This window comes from Actinoplanes siamensis (assembly GCF_016862395.1).
GTDB lineage: Bacteria > Actinomycetota > Actinomycetes > Mycobacteriales > Micromonosporaceae > Actinoplanes > Actinoplanes siamensis.
The window spans coordinates 39491-60986 of record NZ_BOMW01000059.1 but is presented as its reverse complement, the minus strand read 5'-3'; the positions used below and the strand labels follow the sequence as shown (position 1 = coordinate 60986).

Here is a 21496-nt window from a genome sequence, read left to right as displayed (position 1 = left end):
GGGAGGCGGGCTCAGGGCTTGGCGATGTAGAGCCGCTGCCCGGCCGGCCGGTAGCCGATCCGCTCGTACACCCGCCCGGAGTCGTCGCCCGACGCCTCCAGCCAGGCGACGTCGGCCCCACCGGCGAACAGCCGCGCGGTGATCTCGGCGGTGATCGCCCCGGCCAGGCCGCGCCGCCGGAACGGCTGCCGCACGGCGATCCCGCCGACCTCGGCGAGCCCCTCGTCCGGGGCCACCGCGCTGCCCCCGCCGGCCGGTTCGCCGTCGTCCGCCCGGGCCGCCACCTGCACGGCCCCCAGCGAACGGTTGCGCCGATACCGCCGCACGTCCTCCGGGCTCGCCGAGAAGGGCCCGCCGAACGCCTCGTTCTGTGCCGAGATCATCGCGGCCAGTTCCTCGTCGGTGTCCGGGGAGAAGATCGAAAAGCCGGGCGGCGACGGTACGGCGGTGAGCGTCCCCGGCGAGCAGACCAGGTACTCGTTCCTCGACTCCACCGCGAAACCCGCGTCCACGAGCAGTCCCTCCAGCTCGGGGGCGCAGCTGACCACGTACTCCAATCGGGGTTTCCGGTCACCGAACGCCGCGACCAGCGCGCGGACGTCTCCCGCGGTGATCCCGGCGCCGGGCACCGGCGTCGCGTAGTTGATGTGCGGGCTGTCGGTGCTCAGGTCCAGCCCGAGCACGAACGGGCCGGCCTGGATCGCGTCCGGCCGGTTACCCAGATTGGCGACGACAGAGCGCTGAATGCGCAGATCCATGATGAGGTGTCCCTTTCCAGGGCTCGAAGAGAAAAAAGCGAAGCGAAGAGCCGCACGGCACCGCGGGGATCACAGGCTTCACTCCTTCGAGCACTCGGGGACCGCACCTCATGCGCGATCGCGGTACGAAGATAGCAAGGCGACGGCCCTGAGGGCCGGGCCGGGGGAGCCCGGTCAGCCGTGGGCCACGGCGGTTTCGACGCCGGTCTCGTGGGGGCCCAGGAAGACCGGATCGCGCCGGGTCGACACGTCCCAGGCGGCCTTGACCGCGGCGGCCCACTCCCGCGACTGCCCCCGGGCCCACAGCGGCTTGTTGGCGCGCTGCGTGTCGTCGCCCACCCCGTCCGCCCGCACGCCCAGGGCACGGCACAGCGCCACCGCCCGCGGGACGTGGAAGGACTGGGTGACCACGATCGCCCGCCGCACGCCGAAGATCTTCCCGGCCCGGGAGCACGAGTCGTAGGTGTCGAACCCGGCGTGGTCCAGCACGATCCGGGACGCCGGGACACCGCGGGCGACCAGCCAGACCATCATCGCCCCGGGCTCGTCGTAGCCCCACTCGGCGTGGTCGCCGGAGACCAGGATCGCCTTGACCTTGCCGGCCATGTAGAGCCGCCGGGCCAGCTCCAGCCGGGCGGCCAGGAACGCCGACGGGGTGCCCGGCGGGTCCACCTGCGCGCCGAGGACCAGGGCCACCGGGGCGTCCGGCACCGTCGACACCGAGTACACGTGGCCGTCGGCAGCACCACGGATCCACAGGTTGGACGCCGCCACCGTCACCATCGCCAGGACGGCGCCGAGACTCCCGGCGAGGAACAAGCGGCGGAACCAGCGGGACCGGCGCAGCCGGGCGAGGGGAAGCACGTGGATCACTCTGTCAGGTCCCGGCGACGGCCCGCCTCCCGGACCCGTGCCAGCATGTGCCCGTGGCGGAACAGGATCTGTTCGTACGGTGGGCGGCCGCGGCCGACGGGGCCCGGGTCTGGCGGCGGCCCGGCGCGGTGGTGGTGGCCTGCGCGGCGCTGGCGCACTGGGACCGGCTGGTGCTCAGCGGCGCGCCGGAGGCGCTGGCCGGTCTGCTCCGTGACGTGCTGCCGGAGGTGGGCCCGACGTTCCGCCCGTTCGGACCGGAGGACCTGGTCGCGGCGGTTGTCGCGGAGGCCCCGGAGCTGGAGCTCACCGCCCGTTTCGCGTGGATGGAGTCGAGCGAGCCGGTCGGCGCCGGCTCGGGGGGGGCGCTGGCTGGGCGAGGACGAGTGGCCCGAGGTCGCGGAACTGCTCGCGGAGTCGTTTCCGGACTCCTACGCGCGCCCCGGTGAGCCGGGCGTGCGGCGCTGGGCCGGTCTGCGCGACGACGGCGGGCGCCTGGTGGCGGTCGCGGCCGACGCGTGGTCGACCGTGGAGACCGGGTTCCTGGCCGGGGTGACGACCAGGCCGGACGCCCGGGGGCGGGGACTGGCCGCGGACCTGTGCGCGTTCGCCACCGACGAGCTGTTGGCCGGGCGGGAACGGGTGGCGTTGCTGGCCGACTACACGAACGTGCCGGCCGTCCGGACGTACCAGCGATTGGGTTTCCGGATCCGCCGGGTGGCCGCGGCCCGGCAGAAGTAGGCGGCAGAGAACGCCCGCAGCAGCTCGACGGTCAGATCACTCGCGGTCACGTCGGCGCCCGTCCGGGGCCTCCGGGATCGCCGCGTTCCCGTACCCCGATCGGGTGTCAACCGTCCCCACAGTGCATTTCGCCAGTCGATGAGGAGAGCCCGAGAAACGACAAGCAGAGCGTGGTCGTTTTCGGGCTCTCGTCATCGACCCCCAGGGGCGAAATGCCCGCCGAGCGGAGCGAGGCGATCAGGTTCAGCTGATCCGGAACTTCGCCGACCGCAGGGCCTCCGGACGCGAGTTGGGGCCGACGAGCAGCTCGAAGTCGCCAGGCTCGACGACCCGGCGGCCGTCCGCGGTGACCAGCGTGCAGTCCGCCGCCGGGATCTCGATCTCCACGGTCACGCTCTCACCCGCCGGCACGGTCACCTGCCGGTAGCCCTTCAACTCCCGGTGCGCCCAGGTCACGCTGGTGACCAGGTCGCTGACGTACGCCTGGACGGTCTCCAGCGCCGGGCGGGTTCCGGTGTTCGACAACCGCACGGTGGCCCGCACCACCCCGTCGGCCGGCACGTCCGGCTCGCCGATGGTCAGCCCGTCGTAGGCGATGGTGGTGTAGCTCAGCCCCTCGCCGAACGCGAACAGCGGGTCCTGGGTGAGGTCGGCGTACCGCGAGCCGTGCTGGCCGCGCAGCTGGTTGTAGTAGACCGGCTGCTGGCCGACGTGCCGGGCGGCCGAGATCGGCAGCCGGCCGCTCGGCTCGATGAATCCGAGCAGCAGCTCGGCGAGCGCCTGCCCGCCGCGCATGCCGGGGTTGAAGGCCTGGACGATCGCGGCCGCGCCGAGCGCGGACGGCGGCAGGGACAGCGGCTTGGAGTTGATCAGCACGACGATCATCGGGGTGCCGGTGGCGGCGACCGCGTCGAGCAGGGCGATCTGCCCGCCCAGCAGCTCCAGGGTGGCCGTGGAGAGGCCCTCGCCGGTCAGGTTGACGGTGTCTCCGACCACCACGACCGCGTAGTCCGCGTCCGCGGCGAGCTGGGCGGCCGCCGCGATCCGGTCCGGGTCGACCGGCGCCGACTCGGAGATCGGCGGGCGGGGCTGGCCGTCCGGGAGCGTGTCGCCGGCCGGGTCCGGGACCAGGCGTTCGATCTCGGCGCCGGCCTCGTGGGTGATCTCCCAGCCGGCCGGGACCGTCGCCCGCAGGCCGTCGAGCACGGTCGAGGTCAGTTCGCGCGGGTGCCCGTCCGGCATCCAGCCGACCTGGCCGGAGTTGCCGGCCCAGTCGCCGAGCTGGGCGGAGACGTCGTCGGCGTTGGGGCCGAGCACCGCGATCCGCCGGGTCCCGGCCGCCGGGTCGATCGGCAGCGTGCCGTCGTTGCGCAGCAGCACCAGCGAGCGGCGGGCCACTTCCAGGTTGAGCGCGGTGTGCTCGGCGCTGCCGATCACCGCGCGCTGCCGGTCGGCATCCGGGCTGCGCGGGTTCTCGAACAGGCCCATTTCGAACTTCAGGCGCAGGATCCGCCGTACGGCCGAATCGATGTCCGCCTCGGTCAGGAGGCCCCGGGCGACCGCCTCCTGGGCTCCGTCGAAGAAGCCCGGGGTCGTCATGATCAGATCGTTCCCGGCCTTGACCGCGACCGCCGCCGCCTCCGCGTAGTCGGCGCAGACCTTCTGCTCCCAGACCATCCGGCCGACGTTGTCCCAGTCGGTGACGAGTGTGCCGGTGAAGCCCCACTCGTCCTTGAGCACGTCGTTGAGCAGCCATTTGTTCGCGGTGATCGGCACGCCGTCGGTGGACTGGTAGCCGAGCATGAACACCCGGCAGCCCTCCTGGACGGCCCGTTCGAACGGCGGCAGGAACCAGGAGCGCAGCTTGCGCCGGCTGATGTCGGCCTCGCTGGCGTCCCGGCCGCCCTGCGTCTCGGAGTAGCCGGCGAAGTGCTTGGCGGTGGCCAGGATGCCGGTCGGGTCGGTCAGGCCGTCGCCCTGGTAGCCGCGGATCATGGCGGCGCCCAGGTCGGCGATGAGCAGCGGGTCCTCGCCGAACGTCTCGTCGACCCGGCCCCAGCGCAGGTCCCGGGTGATGCAGAGCACAGGCGAGAAGGTCTGGTGGATGCCGGTCGCCGAGACCTCCACAGCTGTCGCGCGGGCGACCCGCTCCAACAGCGCGGGATCCCAGGTCGCGGCCATCGCCAGCTGGGTCGGGAAGATCGTCGCACCGGGCCAGAACGAGTGGCCGTGGATGCAGTCCTCCGCGGTGAGAAGCGGAATTTTCAGCCGGGTACGCGCCACCAGCTCGCTGGCCTCGATCAGCTTGGCCGGCGAGGTGTGCAGGATGGATCCGGCCAGCCTCTCCTGGATGATCTCGGCGAGGTCCTGCCGCGCGTCCAGCTGCAGCATCTGCCCGACCTTCTCGGGCAGCGTCATGCGGCTGAGCAGGTCGTCGACCCGCTGCTCCACGGCGAGGGCGGGGTCCAGGAAGGGGAAGTCTGCGGGCATGCGGGCCTCCGGTCGTCACGACCGCGAAGCACGGTCTGCCAAACACGAACGACACGGAGTCTTCCAGTACGGAACCGGTTCCGGCACCCCGCCCCGGTTCCGGAACTTTTAGATTCCCGCGGACGGCTGGCTGACGATCCCGGAAACCTCCGGGATCCGGGTGGACGCGGGCGGCATCGGGACGCGGATCCGGGTAGGGTCCGAAGGGGATCGTACTGATCGGAGTTTGTCGATCACGCAGAGTGATCGCCCGCTATCGCGAGGGGGCACATGAGCTCGGCCGATCAGGTGCTTCGAGGCACCGACGAGGCGATCGAACACATCGAGGGCATCTGTTTCAAGACCGGACCCCCGCGATGGCTCGGCGCCGAACTGGAATGGACCACCCATCGCGCCAGCGACCCGGCCGCCCATCTGCGGCCCACGGAGCTGCGCGCCGCACTCGGCGGGCACGCGCCCGCCAGCCTGGGCAACCCGGAGCCGGAGCCACTGCCCGGCGGTGGCACGGTCACCGTGGAGCCCGGCGGCCAGGTGGAGATCTCCTCCGCCCCGGCGGAGTCCCTGACCGCTCTGCACGCCACCGTCGCCGCGGATCACGCCTATCTCGCCGACCTGCTCGGCCGGGGCGGGATCGTGCTCGGCGAGAGCGGGATCGACCCGTACCGGGCCCCCCGCCGCATTCTCGACACCCCGCGCTACGCCGCCATGGAACGCGCCTTCGACCAGTCCGGCCGCACCATGATGGGCAGCACCGCGGGCCTGCAGATCTGCCTGGACGCCGGGGAAGCCGGATCGGTCGCCGCCCGCTGGACGGCCCTGCACGAGTTCGGGCCGCCGCTGCTGGCGCTGTTCGCGAACTCGCGCCGGCACGCCGGGCGGGACACCGGCTGGGCGTCCGCGCGGATGGCCGCCTGGTACGGCATCGACCCGCGCAGGACCGCGCCGGTCCCGCACGGCGGCGCCCGCCCGGCCGCCGGCTGGGCCCGATACGCCCTGGACGCGCCGTTGCTCTGCGTGCGCCAGGACGGCGACCGCTGGGACGCGCCGGCCGGCGTCACCTTCGCCGACTGGGTAGCCGGCAGCGGCCGGATCGGCCGACCGCCGACCGTCGAGGACCTCGACTACCACCTGAACACCCTGTTCCCGCCGGTACGGCCGCGGGGCTACCTGGAGGTCCGCTACCTCGACACCCAGCCGGGGCCGGAGTGGATCGCCCCGGTCACGGTGGTCGCGGCGCTGCTGGCCGACGACAGGATCACCGGCCGGGCCCGGGAACTCGCCGCGCCGGCCGCGCACCGCTGGGAGGCGGCCGCGCGCGACGGGCTCGACGATCCCGTGGTCCGCACGGCCGCGGCCGGCCTGGTGGATCTGGCCTGCCGCAACGTCGACCGGACCGGGCTGACCGGCCCGGTCCGGGAAATGGTATTCGCCGGGATCGACCGGCGGCTGCGAACGAGAACCAGCCTGGAAGGAACCGCACGATGACTCCCGACAAGAACGTGATCGCGGCGGAACTCGAGCGGTCGCGGGCGCGCACCGCCCTGCTCACCGACGCGGTCGACGACGACGATCTGGTCCAGCAGCACTCCCCGCTGATGTCGCCGCTGGTCTGGGACCTGGCCCACGTCGGCAACCAGGAGGAGCTCTGGCTGGTCCGCGACGTCGGCGGGCGCGAACCGGTCCGGCAGGACATCGACCACCTGTACGACGCCTTCAAACACGCCCGGCGGGACCGGCCGGCCCTGCCGCTGCTCGATCCCGCCGAGGCCCGCCGGTACATCGCGCAGGTCCGGGACAAGGCCCTGGACGTGCTGGACCGGGTGCGGCTGGACGAGCGGCCGCTGGTCGCCGGTGGGTTCGCGTTCGGCATGATCGTCCAGCACGAGCAGCAGCACGACGAGACCATGCTGGCCACCCACCAACTGCGCGCCGGCGAGCCGGTGCTGACCGCGGCGCCCCCGCCGCCGGGCGACCGGCGGGTCCGCGGCGAGGCCCTGATCCCGGGCGGGCCGTTCACGATGGGCACCGACACCGACCCGTGGGCGCTGGACAACGAGCGGCCGGCGCACGTCGTGGACCTGCCGGCGTTCCTGATCGACGTGGCGCCGGTGACGAATGCCGGCTACGCCGCGTTCATCGACGCCGGTGGCTACGACGACCCCCGCTGGTGGTCCGCCAAGGGCTGGGCGCACCGGCAGGAAGCCGGGCTGACCGCGCCGCTGCACTGGTTCCCCGACGGCGGCGCCTGGCTCTACCGGCGGTTCGGCCGGGTGTCGCCGCTGATCCCCGACGAGCCGGTGGTGCACGTCTGCTTCCACGAGGCCGAGGCGTACGCGAAGTGGGCCGGCAAGCGCCTGCCCACCGAGGCCGAATGGGAGAAGGCGGCCCGCTGGGACCCGGAGACCGGCCGCTCCCGGCGCTACCCGTGGGGCGACGACCCGCCCGGGCCGCAGCACGCCAACCTGGGCCAGCGGCATCTCGCGCCGGCGCCGGTGGGCGCGTACCCGGCCGGGGCGTCGCCGCTCGGCGTGCACCAGCTGATCGGCGACGTCTGGGAGTGGACCTCGACCGACTGGCACGGCTACCCCGGGTTCCGGGTGTTCCCGTACGCGGAGTACTCCGAGGTGTTCTTCGGCGGGGACTACAAGGTGCTGCGGGGCGGGTCGTTCGGGACCGACGCGGCGGCCTGCCGCGGCACCTTCCGCAACTGGGATCATCCGGTCCGGCGGCAGATCTTCAGCGGTTTCCGCTGCGTGCGGGAGCTCGCCTGATGTGCCGTCACCTGGCGTATCTCGGGCCGCCGGTGCCGCTGTCGGCGCTGCTGTCCGACCCGCCGCACGGGCTGGCGCACCAGGCCTGGGCGCCGCGGGACATGCGCGGGGGCGGGACGATCAACGCCGACGGGTTCGGCGTGGGCTGGTTCCCGCCCGGCTCCGACCAGCCGGACCGGTATCGGAGCGCGATGCCGATCTGGGGCTCCTCGTGGTCGTTGCGCGTCGAGTCCGGCGCGATCCTGGCCGCGGTGCGGTCGGCCACCGTGGGAATGCCGATCCTGGAGACCGCGGCGGCCCCGTTCCTGGCCGGCCGCTGGCTGTTCAGCCACAACGGTGTGGTGCGCGGATTTCCGGGAACCCTGGCCGGGATGGCCGGGGAACTTCCCGTCGAGGATCTGCTCACCCTGGAGGCGCCGACCGACTCGGCGGCCCTGTTCGCCCTGGTCCGGCACCGGCTGCGCGCCGGAAAGACCGTGGAGGAGGCGGTCGCCTCGGTGATTACGGAAACCTTGGACGCCGCGCCCGGCTCGCGGCTGAACCTGCTGCTCACCGACGGCGAACGGATCATCGCCAGCACCGTCGGGCACTCGCTGTCGGTCCGCGTGACCGGCGACGCGGTGCTCGTCGCGTCCGAGCCGCTGGACGACCACCCCGCCTGGGAAGCGGTGCCCGACCGGCGCCTGCTGATCGCCACCCCGCACGACGTCACCCATCTGACCCTGGGAGAGGCATGACCTGGCTGCAGAAGCATCTCGACGAGCGTGACCTGGCGCGGTCCCTGCGCGCCGACGTGCGCGAAGGGCTCACCGCGACCCCGAAACGGCTGCCACCCAAATGGTTCTACGACGCCCGGGGCAGCCGGCTCTTCGAGGACATCACCCGGCTGCCGGAGTACTACCCGACGCGTACCGAGCGGTCCATCCTGGCCGGGAACGCCCAGGCGATCGCGCGGATCACGGAGGCCAAGACGCTCGTCGAGCTCGGATCCGGCTCGTCGGAGAAGACCCGGCTGCTGCTCGACGCGATGCTCCGCCGGGGGACGCTCGGGTCCTTCGTGCCGCTGGACGTGTCCGAATCCGCCCTCGTCGAGGCGGTCGAGTCGCTCGGCGTCGCCTACCCCGGGCTCAGCATCACCGGGGTGGTCGGGGACATGACCCGGCACCTGCGGCAGCTTCCCGACGGGGACAGCCGGGTGGTGGCCTTTTTGGGGGGCACGATCGGAAACCTGGTGCCGTCCGAGCGGGCCGCCTTCCTCGGCGACCTGCGGGCGGCGCTGCATCCGGGGGAGTGGCTGCTGCTCGGGGCCGACCTGGTCAAGGACCCGGCGGTGCTGGTGCCGGCGTACGACGACGCGGCCGGGGTGACCGCCGAGTTCAACCGGAACGTGCTGCGGGTCATCAACCGGGAGCTGCGGGCCGACTTCGATCCGCTGGCCTTCGAGCACGTGGCGGTCTGGGACGCGGAGCACGAATGGATCGAGATGCGGTTGCGGTCGGCGCGGCAGCAGGGCGTACGCCTCACGGATCTTGATCTTGAGGTGTCCTTCGCCGCCGGCGAGGAGATCCGGACCGAGATCTCCGCCAAGTTCCGCCGGGACGGGCTCGACGCGGAGCTCTCCGCCGCGGGCTTCGCCCTCCGCCACTGGTGGTCCGACCCGCGGGGATGGTTCGGGGTGGCGCTGGCCCAGGCGGTCACGTCCGACGGTACGGGTTAGCAGCCGGACCACCCCGGCGTCCCGGTCCCGTGGCGGCGCACGCGAGGCCGCCCGGGACCGTGCCGGGCTCGGCGTCGACGGGTTCCTGAGCGTGGGTCAGGAAGCGGTCTGGTCGATGCTGGGCACGCCGAAGCCGGCGGCCGCGATGGCGTCGAGGCGCGTGTCGTTCGCCTCCTTCTCCTGCTCGGCCAGAGCCGCGTACTCCGCGAGCACGGCCGGATCCGTCGGGTCCTCGATGCGGTCGAAGAAGCGCTGGGTCGTACGCACCGCCTCGGCATACGCGAAGGAGGCCTGGCGCACAGCGACAATCGTCTCGTCGGTCATGCCTGTGGGCTTACCCCGTCCGCGCCCGCTGATGTCCCCCATCCACCCGTGGGACACCTCGCGGCCACCCTCCGCCCGGCGAGCCACCCCCGACTTCCAGCCGCGGGCTTTCGGCCGCGCCGGAGGGTGTCTCGGGCCCCGTGAGGGCCCCTGGTCGCCAGCCGGCGGGGTTCGGCCGCGGGTGGGAGCGCCTTCGGGTCGTCGGGGATTTCCGGGGACGGCCGGGGTGCGCCAGGGGTTGGGGCCGGGGTGGAGGCGTGGTGGGATGTGGTGATGAGGTTCGATGCGCCGCGGTGGCCGGGGTGGCGGGATCCGCGTGCCGAGTTGCGGCGGGGGCTGGCCGAGGGGCGGCTGCCGGTGATCGGGCTGCTGGACACCGACGGTGAGTTCAGCGGCTGGGAGACCTCCGGCGACGTGCTGACCTCGGTGACGGTGCGCTACGGGGACGCCCGGTCGTGGCTGAGCGTGCAGACCGCCCGGTGGGGTGGGGCCGTCCGGTTGTCGCCGGAACCGCGGGACGTGCTCAAGGATCACCTGCGGGTGGCCGGGGTCCGGTTCGCCGACGTCGGCTGGAGCGACTTCGAGGCGGCGGTGACCATCGACGGGCGGGAGCTGACCGCCGAGGTGGCGCGCGGGGGCGCCGACTGGCGCGTGGCCCGGGTCGCCCTCGACGGGTGGGAGGTGTGCGTGGTGTCGTACCGCCGGGAATGCGAACCTCGCCTCGGCACCCTGCCGGACGCCGCCGTCGGGCGGATGCTGGACGCGCCGCTGGCGGATCCGCGGCGCTGGCCGCAGGCCGAGCCCGCGGTGGAGCCCGCCGAGGAGTACACCGGCGAACCGCATCGCGGTCTCGCCGAGGTGGTTCTGCGCACCGCGCTGCGCCAGGTGGAATGGCTGGAGGAGGGCGGCCCGGCGCCGCGGCTGCCGAAGTCCTGGCCGCGCTTGTGGCGCTCGGCGATCCGGCGTCAGGCCGACCTGGCCGGGGAGAGCGAACAGGCCGCCGAGGCGTCCCTGCACAGCATGCTGTCGCATCTGACCAGCCTGCAGTCGGACGCCGGATGGTTCCGTGAGGACGAGGGCCTGCGCGACCGGGCGATCAACGAGACCTTGTTGTACGGGACCGGCCTGGCCCTGGACGTGCCCAGCCGGGCCGCGCAGGAGGCCTGGCGGGAGCGGGAGGGGACGCGTCAGGCGCCGCCCCGCTCGGGCGCCCCGGTGCGCGACTGGCTGGCCGCCTGGAACGCCTGGGCCGGGCGCGCCTGAGTGCGGGCTGTTCCGCGGGCCGGTGGTGAACCGGTTCCGCTGCTCGACGGTGTTGACTTCCGCGGCGCCGTGGGACCGCTCCGGCGGCGTAGGTGAGAAAGCCGGAGGTGGACGACGCCTGGGATCACTGCCCTTACATCGGGTAAATCCGGATTTTTCCGGTCGAGAGCGCCTCGGCGCGCGAAGGTGACTCCTGGCACGCCGCGGTTGCCGCGCGGAATGTGAGTTGATACGGTTCTTTGCATAGTCATGCGGAGGTGGGTATGGGAATCCGGGTCGCGGTGGCCGGGGCAAGTGGTTACGCGGGCGGGGAGTTGTTGCGCCTGCTGGCCGGGCACCCCGAGTTCGACCTGATCGCGGCGACCGCGCACAGCCAGGCCGGTCAGCACGTGACGTCCGTGCACCCCCAGCTCGCCGGTCTGGACCTCACGCTGGGCAGCACCGACGCGGCCACCCTGAGCGACGCCGACCTGGTGTTTCTCGCGCTGCCGCACGGTCAGTCCGGGACCCTCGCCGCGCGGCTGCCGGCCGGGGTCAAGGTGGTCGACCTGGGCGCCGACTTCCGGCTGGAGAGCGCCGAGCAGTGGACCCGTTACTACGGCGGCGGCCACGCCGGCACCTGGACCTACGGGCTGCCCGAGCTGCCCGGCGCGCGGGCCGCGATCGCCGGCTCCGACCGGGTGGCGAACACGGGTTGTTATGCGGCCACGATCATCCTGGCGCTTGCCCCGCTGATCGCCGCGGGCGTCGCCGATCCGGAGGACGTCGTGGTGGTGGCCAGCTCCGGCACCTCGGGCGCCGGGCGCAACCCCAAGGCGCACCTGCTGGGCAGCGAGGTCATGGGCGACCTCGCCCCCTACAAGGTGGGCGCCCACCAGCACGTCGCCGAGATCAAGCAGGCGACCGGCGCGGCCTCGCTGTCGATGACCCCGGTCCTGGCGCCGATGCCGCGCGGCATCCTGGCGACGGTCACCGCGAAGCGGCGCAACGGCGGCGACCCGCGCGAGGCGCTGCAGGCGGCGTATGTGGACGAGCCCTTCGTGCACGTGCTCGCCGAGGGCGTGTGGCCGCACACCGCCGCCACCTCCGGTTCCAACTCGTGCCACCTGCAGGCCACCGTGGATGTCGACTCCGGCCGCATCATCGTGGTCAGCGCGCTCGACAACCTCGGCAAGGGCGCCGCCGGCCAGGCGGTGCAGAACGCCAACATCATGTTCGGCCTGCCCGAGACGGCCGGCCTCAGCGTGTTCGGAGTGGCGCCGTGACCATCACCCACCCCAGGGGCTTCCGCGCCTCGGGGGTCGCCGCCGGGCTCAAGGCCAGCGGCAATCCCGATGTCGCAGTCGTCGTCAACGACGGCCCGGACTACACCGCGGCAGGCGTCTTCACCGGCAACCGGGTCAAGGCCGCGCCGGTGCTCTGGAGCCAGCAGGTGCTCAAGGGCGGCGTGATCCGCGCGGTCGTGCTGAACTCCGGCGGCGCCAACGCCTGCACCGGCTCGCAGGGCTTCCGCGACACCCACAGCACCGCCGAGCACACCGCCACGGTGCTGCGGAGCACCAAGAAGATGATGATCGGGGCCGGTGACATCGCGGTCTGCTCGACCGGCCTGATCGGTGAACTGCTCCCGATGGACAAGCTGCTGCCGGGCGTGAACGCGGCGGTCAAGGCGCTCGCCGCGGACGGCGGGCCGCGAGCCGCCGAGGCGATCATGACGACCGACACGGTGGCCAAGAACGCGGTGGCCCAGCGCGACGGCTGGTCCGTCGGCGGCATCGCCAAGGGCGCCGGCATGCTCGCCCCGGCTCTGGCCACCATGCTCGTGGTGATCACCACGGACGCGTCGGCGGACAACGAGACGCTGGACGCGGCGCTGCGCGCGGCCACCCGGGTCACCTTCGACCGGATCGACGCCGACGGCTGCATGTCGACGAACGACACAGTGCTGCTGCTGGCCAGCGGCGCCTCCGACCGGCAGCCGTCGCTCGCCGAGCTGACCGCCGCGGTCACCGAGGTCTGCCACGACCTGGCCCAGCAGCTGATCGCCGACGCCGAGGGCGCCACCAAGCACATCGCGATCGAGGTGGCCGGCGCGGCCAGCGAGGCCGACGCGGTCCAGGTGGGCCGATCGGTGGCCGGGAACAACCTGGTCAAAACCGCGTTCTTCGGCAACGACCCGAACTGGGGGCGGATCCTCGCCGCGGTCGGCACCACGTCCGCCGCCTTCCAGCCCGACCGGATCGACGTCGCGATCAACGGCGTGTGGGTGTGCCGCAACGGCGCCGCCGCCGAGGACCGGTCGAAGGTCGACTTGAGAGGCCGCGACGTGCAGGTCACCATCAACCTGCGCGAGGGCGAGATGAACGCGACGATCTGGACCACTGATCTCTCGCACGCCTACGTCCACGAGAACTCGGCGTACTCGTCGTGAAAGCGGCTGAGAAGGCGGAGATCCTGATCGAGGCGCTGCCGTGGCTGGAGCGCTTCCACGGCGCGACCATCGTGATCAAGTACGGCGGGAACGCCATGATCGACCCGTCGTTGCAGAGCGCCTTCGCTGCCGACATGGTCTTCCTGCGGCATGTCGGGATCAAACCCGTCGTGGTGCACGGCGGCGGGCCGCAGATCAACCGGATGCTGCAGAGGCTGGGCATCCGGTCCGAGTTCCGCGGCGGCCTGCGGGTCACCACCCCGGAGACCATGGAGATCGTCCGGATGGTGCTGACCGGCCAGGTCGGCCGCGAGCTGGTCGGCCTGATCAACCAGCACGGCCCGTACGCGGTGGGCCTGTCCGGCGAGGACGCGGGGCTGTTCACCGCGGTCCGCAGGGGCGCCCTGATCGACGGCGAGGAGGTCGACATCGGCCAGGTCGGCGACGTCGCCCAGGTGAACACCTCGGCGGTCGACGACCTCATCGCGGCCGGCCGGATCCCGGTGATCGCCACTGTCGCGCCGGACGCCGGGGGCGTGCTGCACAACGTGAACGCGGACACCGCCGCCTCGGCGCTGGCGGTCGCGCTCGGCGCCCGCAAGCTGGTGGTGCTCACCGACGTCCCGGGCCTGTACCTGAACTGGCCGGACACCTCGTCGCTGACCAGCGAGATCGACGCCGACGCGCTGGAGAAGCTGTTGCCCGGCCTGGAGTCCGGGATGGTGCCCAAGATGGAGGCGTGCCTGCGCGCGGTGCGTGGCGGGGTCCCCTCCGCCCACGTCGTCGACGGCCGGGTCGCCCACTCGACGCTCCTCGAAGTCTTCACGGAAGAGGGATTCGGAACGATGGTGGTCCCGTCATGAGCACGTTGCCCGAGCGCTGGGCGCAGTCGATGATGAACAACTACGGGACGCCGGCGATCGGCCTGGTCAAGGGCGAGGGCGCGGTGCTCACCGCGGAGGACGGCAAGCAGTACGTCGACTTCCTGGGCGGCATCGCGGTCAACGCCCTCGGCCACGCGCACCCGGCAGTGGTCGCCGCGGTCACGAGCCAGATCCGGCAACTGGGGCACGTCTCCAACTTCTTCGTCTCGGAACCCTCGGTGGCGCTGGCCGAGCTGCTGCTCGCGCTGGCCGGCCGGGCCGGACGGGTGCTGTTCTGCAACTCCGGGGCGGAGGCCAACGAGGCCGCGTTCAAGATCTCCCGGCTCACCGGGCGCACCCACGTGGTCGCCACCGAGGGCGCGTTCCACGGCCGCACGATGGGCGCCCTGGCCCTGACCGGCCAGCCGGCGAAGCAGGATCCGTTCCGGCCGCTTCCGGGCGAGGTCTCGCACATCCCGTACGGCGACGCCGGCGCCCTCGAAGCGGCAGTCACCGGCGAGACCGCGATGGTCATCCTCGAACCGATCCAGGGTGAGAACGGCGTGGTCGTCCCGCCGGCCGGTTATCTGACCGCGGCCCGGGAGATCTGCACCCGCCACGGCGCGCTGCTGGTGCTCGACGAGATCCAGACCGGGATCGGGCGCACCGGCCACTGGTTCCACCACCAGAGCGAGGGCGTCGAGCCGGACATCGTGACCCTGGCCAAGGGCCTCGGCGGTGGCCTGCCGCTGGGCGCCTGCATCGCCTTCGGCCCGGCCGCCGACCTGCTGCGGCCCGGCATGCACGGCAGCACGTTCGCCGGTAACCCGGTGGCCTGCGCGGCCGGTCTCGCGGTGGTCCGCACGATCGCCGGCGAAGGCCTGCTCGACCACGTCAAGCGGGTCGGTGAGCAGTTGCGGCGGGGGATCGAGGGCCTGAACCACCCGTACGTCAAGAATGTCCGCGGCGCGGGCCTGCTCCTCGGCATCGTCCTCAACCAGCCCAACGCCGCGCAGATCGCGGCGCGGCTGCGCGAGGCGGGTTTCCTGGTGAACGCGGCGCAACCGGACACCATCCGGCTCGCCCCGCCCTTGATCATCTCCTCCGATCAGGCGGACGCCCTGATCGCTGCTCTGGACGGTATCCGGTGACCCTGCGCCACTTCCTCCGCGACGACGACCTGACCCCCCAGGAACAGTCCGACGTCCTCGACCTGGCCGCCGAGATGAAGGCGAACCGGTTCGGCTTCACGCCGCTGACCGGCCCGCGCTCGGTCGCCGTCTTCTTCGACAAGGCCAGCCTGCGCACCCGCCTGTCGTTCGAGGCCGGCATCGCCGAGCTGGGCGGCCAGCCGATCATCGTGGACAGCCAGAACACGCACTTCGGCCGGGGCGAGAGCCTGGCCGACGCGGGCCGCGTGGTGTCCCGCTACGTCGCGGCGATGGTCTACCGCACGCACGGCGACGAGCGGCTGGCCGAGCTGGCCTCCGGCGTCGACGTCCCGGTGATCAACGCGCTCTCCGACGGTTACCACCCCTGCCAGCTGCTGGCCGACCTGCTGACCATCCGGGAGAAGCTGGGCACGACCAGGAACCGGACCCTGGCGTACGTGGGTGACGCCGCCAACAACATGGCCCACTCCTACCTGCTGGCCGGCGCCACCGCCGGGATGCACGTGCGGGTCTCCGGACCGTCCGGGTTCGACCCCGACCCCGCGGTGGTGGGCCGCGCCTCCGAGATCGCCGCGTGGACCGGCGGCTCGGTCGAGGTGCTGCGCGACCCGCGCGAGGCCGCCGACGGCGCCCACGTGATCGCCACCGACACCTGGACCTCGATGGGGCAGGAGGGGGACGGCAAGGACCGGCTCACCCCGTTCTGGCCGTACCAGGTCAACAAGGATCTGCTGGCGCTCGCCGCGCCGGAGGCGATCGTGCTGCACTGCCTGCCCGCGCACCGCGGCGAGGAGATCACCGACGAGGTGATGGACGGCCCGCAGAGTGTGGTTTTCGACCAGGCGGAGAACCGCCTGCACGCGCAGAAGGCCCTGCTGGCCTGGCTCCTGGCGGTCAACGAGAAGTGAACGCGCCGACCACGAGGGCAGGGCGGCACGCCCGGATCGTCGAACTGATCCGGAGCCGTACGGTGCGCTCGCAGACCGAGCTGGCCGACCTGCTCGCCGCCGACGGCGTGCAGGTCACCCAGGCCACGCTCTCCCGCGACCTGGAGGAGCTGAACGCGGTCAAGGTCAGCGGCGCCTACCTGATCCCGGAGGACGGCAAGCGGCCGCTGCGCGAGACCACCGGCCAGGGCCCGGCGCGGCTGATCCGGCTGCTCCGGGAACTGCTCACCGGTGTCGACTCGAGCGGGAACATCGCGGTCCTGCGTACCCCGCCGGGCGCCGCGCAGTTCCTGGCCAGCGCGCTCGACCGGTCCGGCCTGTCGGACGTGGTCGGCACCATCGCCGGCGACGACACGATCCTCGTCGTGGCCCGGGACGACGGGCCGGGGTCCGGCGCCGCCCTCGCCGAGAAACTCGGCAACTGGAGCCGATCGGACGCCTCCGATCCTGGTTTGGAGAACCGATGACCACTTTCGCGCCCGTGGTGGAGACCCGCTTCCCCGACTTCGCCGACCACACCGGCAAACTGGCCGGGCTCGGCGTGGAGTTCTTCCTCGCCTCCAACGAGACGATCCGGCCGCATCTCAACGAGACGCCGTACGGGCACAAGCTGAGCTGGCTCGACTTCACCGACACCGCCGAGCGGGAGTGGTCGGTCCGGGAATTCCTGAACCTGTTCAACGTGATCAACGGCATCGCCTTCGGCGACCGGGGCATCCCGATGCCGCAGTGGGTGATGGTCGACCTGATCCTGATGCCGGCCGCCGCGCTGATCGCCGGGCTGCCGCAGGACGAGTTCGCGGCGATGGTGGAGCGGTCCACGTTCCGCTTCGACACCGACGTCAAGCAGCTGCTGCGCAAGGTGCAGGAGGACATGCGGGCGACCGGGTACCGCGGTCCGGTGCCGGTCGGCGGGTACTGCGCGGCGCCCTCGGCCGAGGCCGGCCGCTGGGTGGGCTGGTCGCTCTGGTCGCTGATGCCGGCCGTCGGACTGGGCAAGGCGGCCAAGGCGCTGGCCCTGTCCGCGTACCGCGCGCAGAAGCTGGACGGCGTCACCCAGTACGACAACAGCGCCCTCAAGGTGCACACCGAGTTCGGCGCGCTCAGGGTGCTGGTCGCGACCGTCCCGTTCCACACCTCGCCCGGCTCGTTCGTGTACCAGTCCGACCTGACGCTGCCCGCCGGTTCCGTGCCGCCCGAGCCGACGTTCCTGCTCGACCCGTTCGACTACAGCCGCCAGCAGGCGATGCAGAAGGACATCGAGGCGGGACGCTGTGACTTCTATGTCCTGCCGCCCGGCCACGTCCGGCGGGACGGTAAGACGTATGTGCCGATTCTCGAAAAGGAACTGCCACGATGACCAAGCGCAAGATCGTTCTCGCCTTCTCCGGTGGGCTGGACACCTCGTACGCCCTCGTGGACTTCCGCGAGAAGGGCTGGGACGTGGTGACCGCGAACGTCGACACCGGCGGCCTGCACAGCGGTGAGGCCGAGGTGGTCGCCGCCCGCGCCGAGGAGTTGGGCGCCGTCGAGCACCACGTCGTCGACGCGCGCGCCGAGCTGTACGACCGGGTCGTCACCTACGCGATCAAGGCGAACTACCTGCGCAACGGCGCCTACCCGTCGTGCGTCGGCGCGGAGCGGCTGATCCAGGCGGAGAAGGTCGTCGAGGTGGCGCTACAGGTCGGCGCGGACGCGATCGCGCACGGCTCGACAGGCGCCGGCGCCGACCACGTCCGCTACGACGCGGTGATCCGCGCGCTCGCCCCGCACCTGGAGATCATCACCCCGGTCCGCGACGAGCGCCTGGTCCGCGAGGAGGAGGCCGAGTTCCTGCGCAGCCGGGGCTTCTCGGTGAGCGAGAAGGTCAAGAAGTACTCGATCAACGAAGGGCTGATCGGCACCTCGATCGGCGGCGAGGAGACGTACGGCAGCTGGGACTACCTCCCCGAGGACGCCTGGACGTACACCCGGTCCATCGACGCGGCCCCGGCCGAGGGCGTCGAGCTGCACCTCACGTTCGAGAAGGGCGAGGTGGTCTCGGCCCGGTACGCGGGCGGCGACCCGTTGGTCGGGCCGGACGCGCCGAACTTCGCGATCCTGCAGGCCCTGAACGTCCTCGGCGGCGAGCACGGCGTCGGCCGGGGCATCCACATGGGCTCCACGATGGTCGGCAACCTGGCGCGGGTCGGCTTCGAGGCGCCCGGCATGCTGATCCTCATCGCCGCGCACCGGGAGCTGGAGAAGCTGGTCCTCTCCAACCGGCAGCAGGCCACCAAGGCCACGCTCGGCAACACCTACGGCGACCTGCTCCACGAGGCCGTGTACTTCGACCCGATCATGGACGACTTCCGGGCGTTCCTGGACTCCAGCCAGACCCGGGTCACCGGGACCGTCCGGGTGCTGCTGCACAAGGGCAACATCGTGCTGCTGGGCAGCAAGAGCCCGCACAGCCTGCTGGACGCGGCCACCCGGCAGGGCGTGGTGTACGGCCACGGCTCGTCGGCGTGGACCGGGGAGCAGGCGCGGGCGTTCGCCCACATGTACGCGATGCCGGGCAGCATCGCCCGGCTCGCGGCCCAGCCCGCCGAGTGAGAGGGGCCGGCCGGCGCCCTCGCCCGGCCGGCGCTTCGACCCGGCGGCCGGCGCCCTCATCCGGGCAGCCGGCCACCCCACCGGTCCTCGTGGCGGGCCAGCCGCAGCGGCCGGCGGCCGCGCCATCCGTGCCGTTCCAGATCGGGCACCTCCTGCAGGCGGCTGACCGGGCCCACGCACAGCCAGGCGATCGGCCGGACCCCGGCCGGGACGCCGAGCAGCTCCCGCAGGAACTCCTCGCGGTAGAACGACACCCAGCCCACGCCCAGGTCCTCGGCGGTGGCGGCCAGCCAGAGATTCTGGATGGCCAGGCAGACCGAGTAGAGGCCGGTGTCGGCGATCGCGTGCCGGCCCAGCACCGCGGGGCCGCCGCGCTCCGGGTCGTAGGTGACCACGATCGACAACGTGGACTCCAGGATGCCGTCGATCTTGATGCGGGCGAAGCGGGCGGCGGCCTCCGGGTCCAGGGACGCGGCGTACACCTCACGCTCCTGGCTCACGTGCTCGTGGAACGCCGCACGCAGCGCCCGGTCCCGCACGACGACGAAATCCCACGGCTGGGACATGCCGACGCTGGGGGCGGCGTGCGCGGCGGCCAGGATCCGGTCCAGCACCGGGCCCGGCACGGGCGCGCCGGTGAACTCGGCACGGACGTCGCGCCGGCGTCGGACGATCTCGTACAGGTCGTGCGTCATGGGCAGGCTCCCGCTGCGCTCTGCCCCGGGCAGGCCGGGGCGATCGGACGCGAGGCCGGTCTTCGGACTCCCGGATCGTCACCTCGCCGCCCGCCTTCCCAGCCCGTCGAGGCCAGTGGCTACGCGTGCACGCGTGTGGGCGGCAGCTCCCCGGTCACCGCGGCGGGCCCGTGCCGGATTCGCACCGGCTTCCCGATTCTCCCCGCCGCAGCCGGCGGGGCACCTCGCAACAGTTCGTGCCGTCCCGCACCATATCCCAAGGCCGTCACCGCCGGGCCGGCGAACTACGAATCGTCCTGAACGACGCGCCGGACGATCTCGTAGACCCGCTCGGCGGGGATGCCGTGGCGCCAGGCGATCGCCTGGACGTCGTGGCCGTCGGCGTACTCGCCCAGGATGACGTCCTCATCGGGGAACGCCTGGGGAGGCGGGTAGCCCGGGGCCGGATGAGCCGGGGCCGAACAGCCGGGCGGCGGTTGATACGCGGGCGGGCCGAGATGCGGCGGCGCGGCCTGGTAACCCTGCGGCCGGTACGGCGGCGGCGCGGCCTGGTAACTTTCCGGCGGGTACGGACTCCGGCCGACCTCCCGCTCCACCACCACGTAGACCTGCGCGACAGTGATGCCGTACCGCGCGGCGATCGCCTCCACCGCATGCCCGTCCCCGAACTCGGCGACGACACGGTCCTCCCAGCTCGGGACGTCCTCCGCGGTCATCCCGTCAAGCTACCGCCCGGCGGCAACCGGGAGAGGACGGGTTCCGGCGCGTTCGCACCGGAACCCGCGGGTGTCAGCTCAGCCAGGTGGTCAGGTTCCGCAGCGCGGCCCGGATCTCCGGCACCGGCACGAACTCGCCGTCCGTGTGGGCGAGCAGGGGGTCCCCGGGCCCGTAGTTCACAGCCGGAATCCCCAGCGCCGCGAACCGTGACACATCGGTCCAGCCCAGCTTCGCCTGCGGCGGGCGGCCGACCAGCTCCACGAACTCCTTCGCGGCCGAGCGGTCCAGGCCCGGCCGCGCGCCGGGCGCCCGGTCGGTGACCTCGAGCTCGAAGCCGGCGAAGACCTCCCGCAGGTGCGCCTCGGCCGCTTCCACGTCGCGGTCCGGTGCGAAGCGGTAGTTCACGTAGACAGCGCACCGGTCCGGGATGACGTTGCCGGCGATGCCGCCCTCGATCTTCACGGCGTTCAGCCCCTCCCGGTACTGCAGGCCGTCGACGACCGGCTGCCGCGGCTGGTAGGCGCGCAGGATGTCGAGGACCGCCCCGGCGCTGTGGATGGCGTTGCTGCCGCGCCACGAGCGCGCGGAGTGCGCCGCGACGCCCGGGACGGTGATCTGCACGCGCATGGTGCCCTGGCAGCCGCCCTCGACCGTGCCGTCGGAGGGCTCGCCCAGGATGGCGAAGTCGCCGGTCAGCCACTCCGGATGGTTGCGGACCAGCCGTCCGAGGCCGTTCAGCCTGGCCGCGACCTCCTCGTGGTCGTAGAACACGTAGGTGACGTCGTGGCGCGGGGCCTCCAGCAGCGCGGCGAGCTGCAGCATGACGGCCACGCCGGCCTTCATGTCGACAGTGCCGCGGCCGCGCAGGACGTCGCCCTCCTCGACCACCGGCAGATTGTCGGCGATCGGGACGGTGTCCAGGTGGCCGGCGAGCACCACTCGGGTGGCGCGGCCCGCGTTCGTCCGGGCGACCACCGCGTCACCGTCGCGCAGCACCTCCAGATGGGGGTACGCCCGCAGCGCCGTCTCCACGGCGTCGGCGAGCTGCTTCTCGTCGCCGCTGACCGAGGGGATGTCGCAGATGGTGCGGGTGAGGGCGACCACGTCGCCGGAGAGATCGAGAAGAGCCATGCTGTAACTTT

At 72.5% G+C, this 21496-nt stretch carries 22 protein-coding genes and 1 riboswitch; of the genes, 15 read left to right on the top strand and 7 right to left on the bottom strand.

Annotated features, from left to right (window positions below; all coding sequences use genetic code 11):
- Positions 1 to 11: 11 nt before the first annotated feature.
- Both Asi03nite_RS28335 and Asi03nite_RS28330 read right to left on the bottom strand, forming a co-directional pair.
- Entirely contained in the window at positions 12 to 758 is a 747-nt protein-coding gene (locus Asi03nite_RS28335; protein ID WP_203683529.1) for a GNAT family N-acetyltransferase, read from the bottom strand.
- Between the two features lie 174 nt (positions 759 to 932).
- Positions 933 to 1622: a SanA/YdcF family protein gene (locus Asi03nite_RS28330; RefSeq protein WP_373872179.1), complete on the bottom strand. Its 690-nt coding sequence runs from the start codon at positions 1620 to 1622 to the stop codon at positions 933 to 935.
- 62 nt (positions 1623 to 1684) lie between these two features.
- On the opposite strand from Asi03nite_RS28330, the gene Asi03nite_RS38090 reads away from it, so the two are divergent.
- Together Asi03nite_RS38090 and Asi03nite_RS38085 are read left to right on the top strand one after the other, a co-directional pair.
- On the top strand, positions 1685 to 2077 hold the full coding sequence (locus Asi03nite_RS38090) for a hypothetical protein (RefSeq protein WP_239102984.1): 393 nt from the start codon (positions 1685 to 1687) through the stop codon (positions 2075 to 2077).
- 7 nt (positions 2078 to 2084) lie between these two features.
- Positions 2085 to 2369 carry a GNAT family N-acetyltransferase gene (locus Asi03nite_RS38085; RefSeq protein ID WP_373872178.1) on the top strand — a complete coding sequence of 95 codons (285 nt, stop codon included), beginning with the start codon at positions 2085 to 2087 and terminating at the stop codon, positions 2367 to 2369.
- A 243-nt stretch (positions 2370 to 2612) separates the two neighbouring features.
- On the opposite strand, the gene Asi03nite_RS28320 is transcribed toward Asi03nite_RS38085, so the two are convergent.
- On the bottom strand, positions 2613 to 4859 hold the full coding sequence (locus Asi03nite_RS28320; RefSeq protein WP_203683528.1) for an exo-beta-d-1,3/1,6-glucosidase: 2247 nt from the start codon (positions 4857 to 4859) through the stop codon (positions 2613 to 2615).
- A 270-nt stretch (positions 4860 to 5129) separates the two neighbouring features.
- On the opposite strand from Asi03nite_RS28320, the gene egtA reads away from it, so the two are divergent.
- Genes egtA through egtD form a run of 4 tightly spaced genes read left to right on the top strand, consistent with a single transcriptional unit; the run spans position 5130 to position 9347 of the window.
- Positions 5130 to 6344: an ergothioneine biosynthesis glutamate--cysteine ligase EgtA gene (gene egtA / locus Asi03nite_RS28315; protein WP_203683527.1), complete on the top strand. Its 1215-nt coding sequence runs from the start codon at positions 5130 to 5132 to the stop codon at positions 6342 to 6344.
- Complete coding sequence (gene egtB, locus Asi03nite_RS28310; RefSeq protein WP_203683526.1) at positions 6341 to 7630, top strand: ergothioneine biosynthesis protein EgtB; 1290 nt, start codon at positions 6341 to 6343, stop codon at positions 7628 to 7630. The genes egtA and egtB overlap by 4 nt, the downstream gene beginning before the upstream one ends.
- Positions 7630 to 8367, top strand: a complete 738-nt coding sequence (gene egtC, locus Asi03nite_RS28305) for an ergothioneine biosynthesis protein EgtC (RefSeq protein WP_203683525.1) — start codon at positions 7630 to 7632, stop codon at positions 8365 to 8367. Before egtB ends, egtC begins: the two co-directional genes overlap by 1 nt.
- Positions 8364 to 9347, top strand: a complete 984-nt coding sequence (gene egtD / locus Asi03nite_RS28300; RefSeq protein WP_203683524.1) for an L-histidine N(alpha)-methyltransferase — start codon at positions 8364 to 8366, stop codon at positions 9345 to 9347. Before egtC ends, egtD begins: the two co-directional genes overlap by 4 nt.
- A 96-nt stretch (positions 9348 to 9443) precedes the next feature.
- Here the strand turns inward: egtD and Asi03nite_RS28295 are convergent, their stop codons facing one another.
- Positions 9444 to 9671: a hypothetical protein gene (locus tag Asi03nite_RS28295; protein WP_203683523.1), complete on the bottom strand. Its 228-nt coding sequence runs from the start codon at positions 9669 to 9671 to the stop codon at positions 9444 to 9446.
- Between the two features lie 273 nt (positions 9672 to 9944).
- Between Asi03nite_RS28295 and Asi03nite_RS28290 the strand changes: the two genes are divergently transcribed.
- The 9 genes from Asi03nite_RS28290 to argG all read left to right on the top strand — a co-directional run bounded on the left by Asi03nite_RS28290 (position 9945) and on the right by argG (position 18942).
- The gene (locus Asi03nite_RS28290; RefSeq protein ID WP_203683522.1) at positions 9945 to 10934 is read left to right on the top strand and encodes a hypothetical protein; all 990 of its coding nucleotides are present in this window, start codon (positions 9945 to 9947) and stop codon (positions 10932 to 10934) included.
- 263 nt (positions 10935 to 11197) lie between these two features.
- Positions 11198 to 12199, top strand: a complete 1002-nt coding sequence (argC, locus tag Asi03nite_RS28285) for an N-acetyl-gamma-glutamyl-phosphate reductase (protein WP_203683521.1) — start codon at positions 11198 to 11200, stop codon at positions 12197 to 12199.
- A complete protein-coding gene (gene argJ / locus Asi03nite_RS28280) occupies positions 12196 to 13365 on the top strand; it encodes a bifunctional glutamate N-acetyltransferase/amino-acid acetyltransferase ArgJ (RefSeq protein WP_203683520.1) in 1170 nt (389 codons plus the stop codon). The genes argC and argJ overlap by 4 nt, the downstream gene beginning before the upstream one ends.
- Positions 13362 to 14228: an acetylglutamate kinase gene (gene argB, locus Asi03nite_RS28275; protein WP_203683519.1), complete on the top strand. Its 867-nt coding sequence runs from the start codon at positions 13362 to 13364 to the stop codon at positions 14226 to 14228. Before argJ ends, argB begins: the two co-directional genes overlap by 4 nt.
- Positions 14225 to 15379: an acetylornithine transaminase gene (locus tag Asi03nite_RS28270; RefSeq protein WP_203683518.1), complete on the top strand. Its 1155-nt coding sequence runs from the start codon at positions 14225 to 14227 to the stop codon at positions 15377 to 15379. The genes argB and Asi03nite_RS28270 overlap by 4 nt, the downstream gene beginning before the upstream one ends.
- Positions 15376 to 16308: an ornithine carbamoyltransferase gene (gene argF / locus Asi03nite_RS28265; protein WP_203683517.1), complete on the top strand. Its 933-nt coding sequence runs from the start codon at positions 15376 to 15378 to the stop codon at positions 16306 to 16308. The genes Asi03nite_RS28270 and argF overlap by 4 nt, the downstream gene beginning before the upstream one ends.
- The gene (locus Asi03nite_RS28260; RefSeq protein WP_203683516.1) at positions 16305 to 16814 is read left to right on the top strand and encodes an arginine repressor; all 510 of its coding nucleotides are present in this window, start codon (positions 16305 to 16307) and stop codon (positions 16812 to 16814) included. Before argF ends, Asi03nite_RS28260 begins: the two co-directional genes overlap by 4 nt.
- A complete protein-coding gene (locus Asi03nite_RS28255) occupies positions 16811 to 17707 on the top strand; it encodes a hypothetical protein (protein ID WP_203683515.1) in 897 nt (298 codons plus the stop codon). The genes Asi03nite_RS28260 and Asi03nite_RS28255 overlap by 4 nt, the downstream gene beginning before the upstream one ends.
- Positions 17704 to 18942 (top strand): argininosuccinate synthase, encoded by a 1239-nt coding sequence (gene argG, locus Asi03nite_RS28250; protein ID WP_203683514.1) that lies wholly within the window; start codon positions 17704 to 17706, stop codon positions 18940 to 18942. Before Asi03nite_RS28255 ends, argG begins: the two co-directional genes overlap by 4 nt.
- Before the next feature lie 56 nt (positions 18943 to 18998).
- On the opposite strand, the gene bluB is transcribed toward argG, so the two are convergent.
- From bluB to dapE, 3 genes are all read right to left on the bottom strand, one after another.
- Complete coding sequence (gene bluB / locus Asi03nite_RS28245) at positions 18999 to 19637, bottom strand: 5,6-dimethylbenzimidazole synthase (RefSeq protein WP_203683513.1); 639 nt, start codon at positions 19635 to 19637, stop codon at positions 18999 to 19001.
- Between the two features lie 36 nt (positions 19638 to 19673).
- Positions 19674 to 19879: riboswitch (cobalamin riboswitch) on the bottom strand.
- A gap of 42 nt (positions 19880 to 19921) precedes the next feature.
- Complete coding sequence (locus Asi03nite_RS28240) at positions 19922 to 20353, bottom strand: hypothetical protein (RefSeq protein WP_203683512.1); 432 nt, start codon at positions 20351 to 20353, stop codon at positions 19922 to 19924.
- Between the two features lie 73 nt (positions 20354 to 20426).
- Complete coding sequence (dapE, locus tag Asi03nite_RS28235; RefSeq protein WP_203683511.1) at positions 20427 to 21485, bottom strand: succinyl-diaminopimelate desuccinylase; 1059 nt, start codon at positions 21483 to 21485, stop codon at positions 20427 to 20429.
- Positions 21486 to 21496 lie beyond the last annotated feature (11 nt).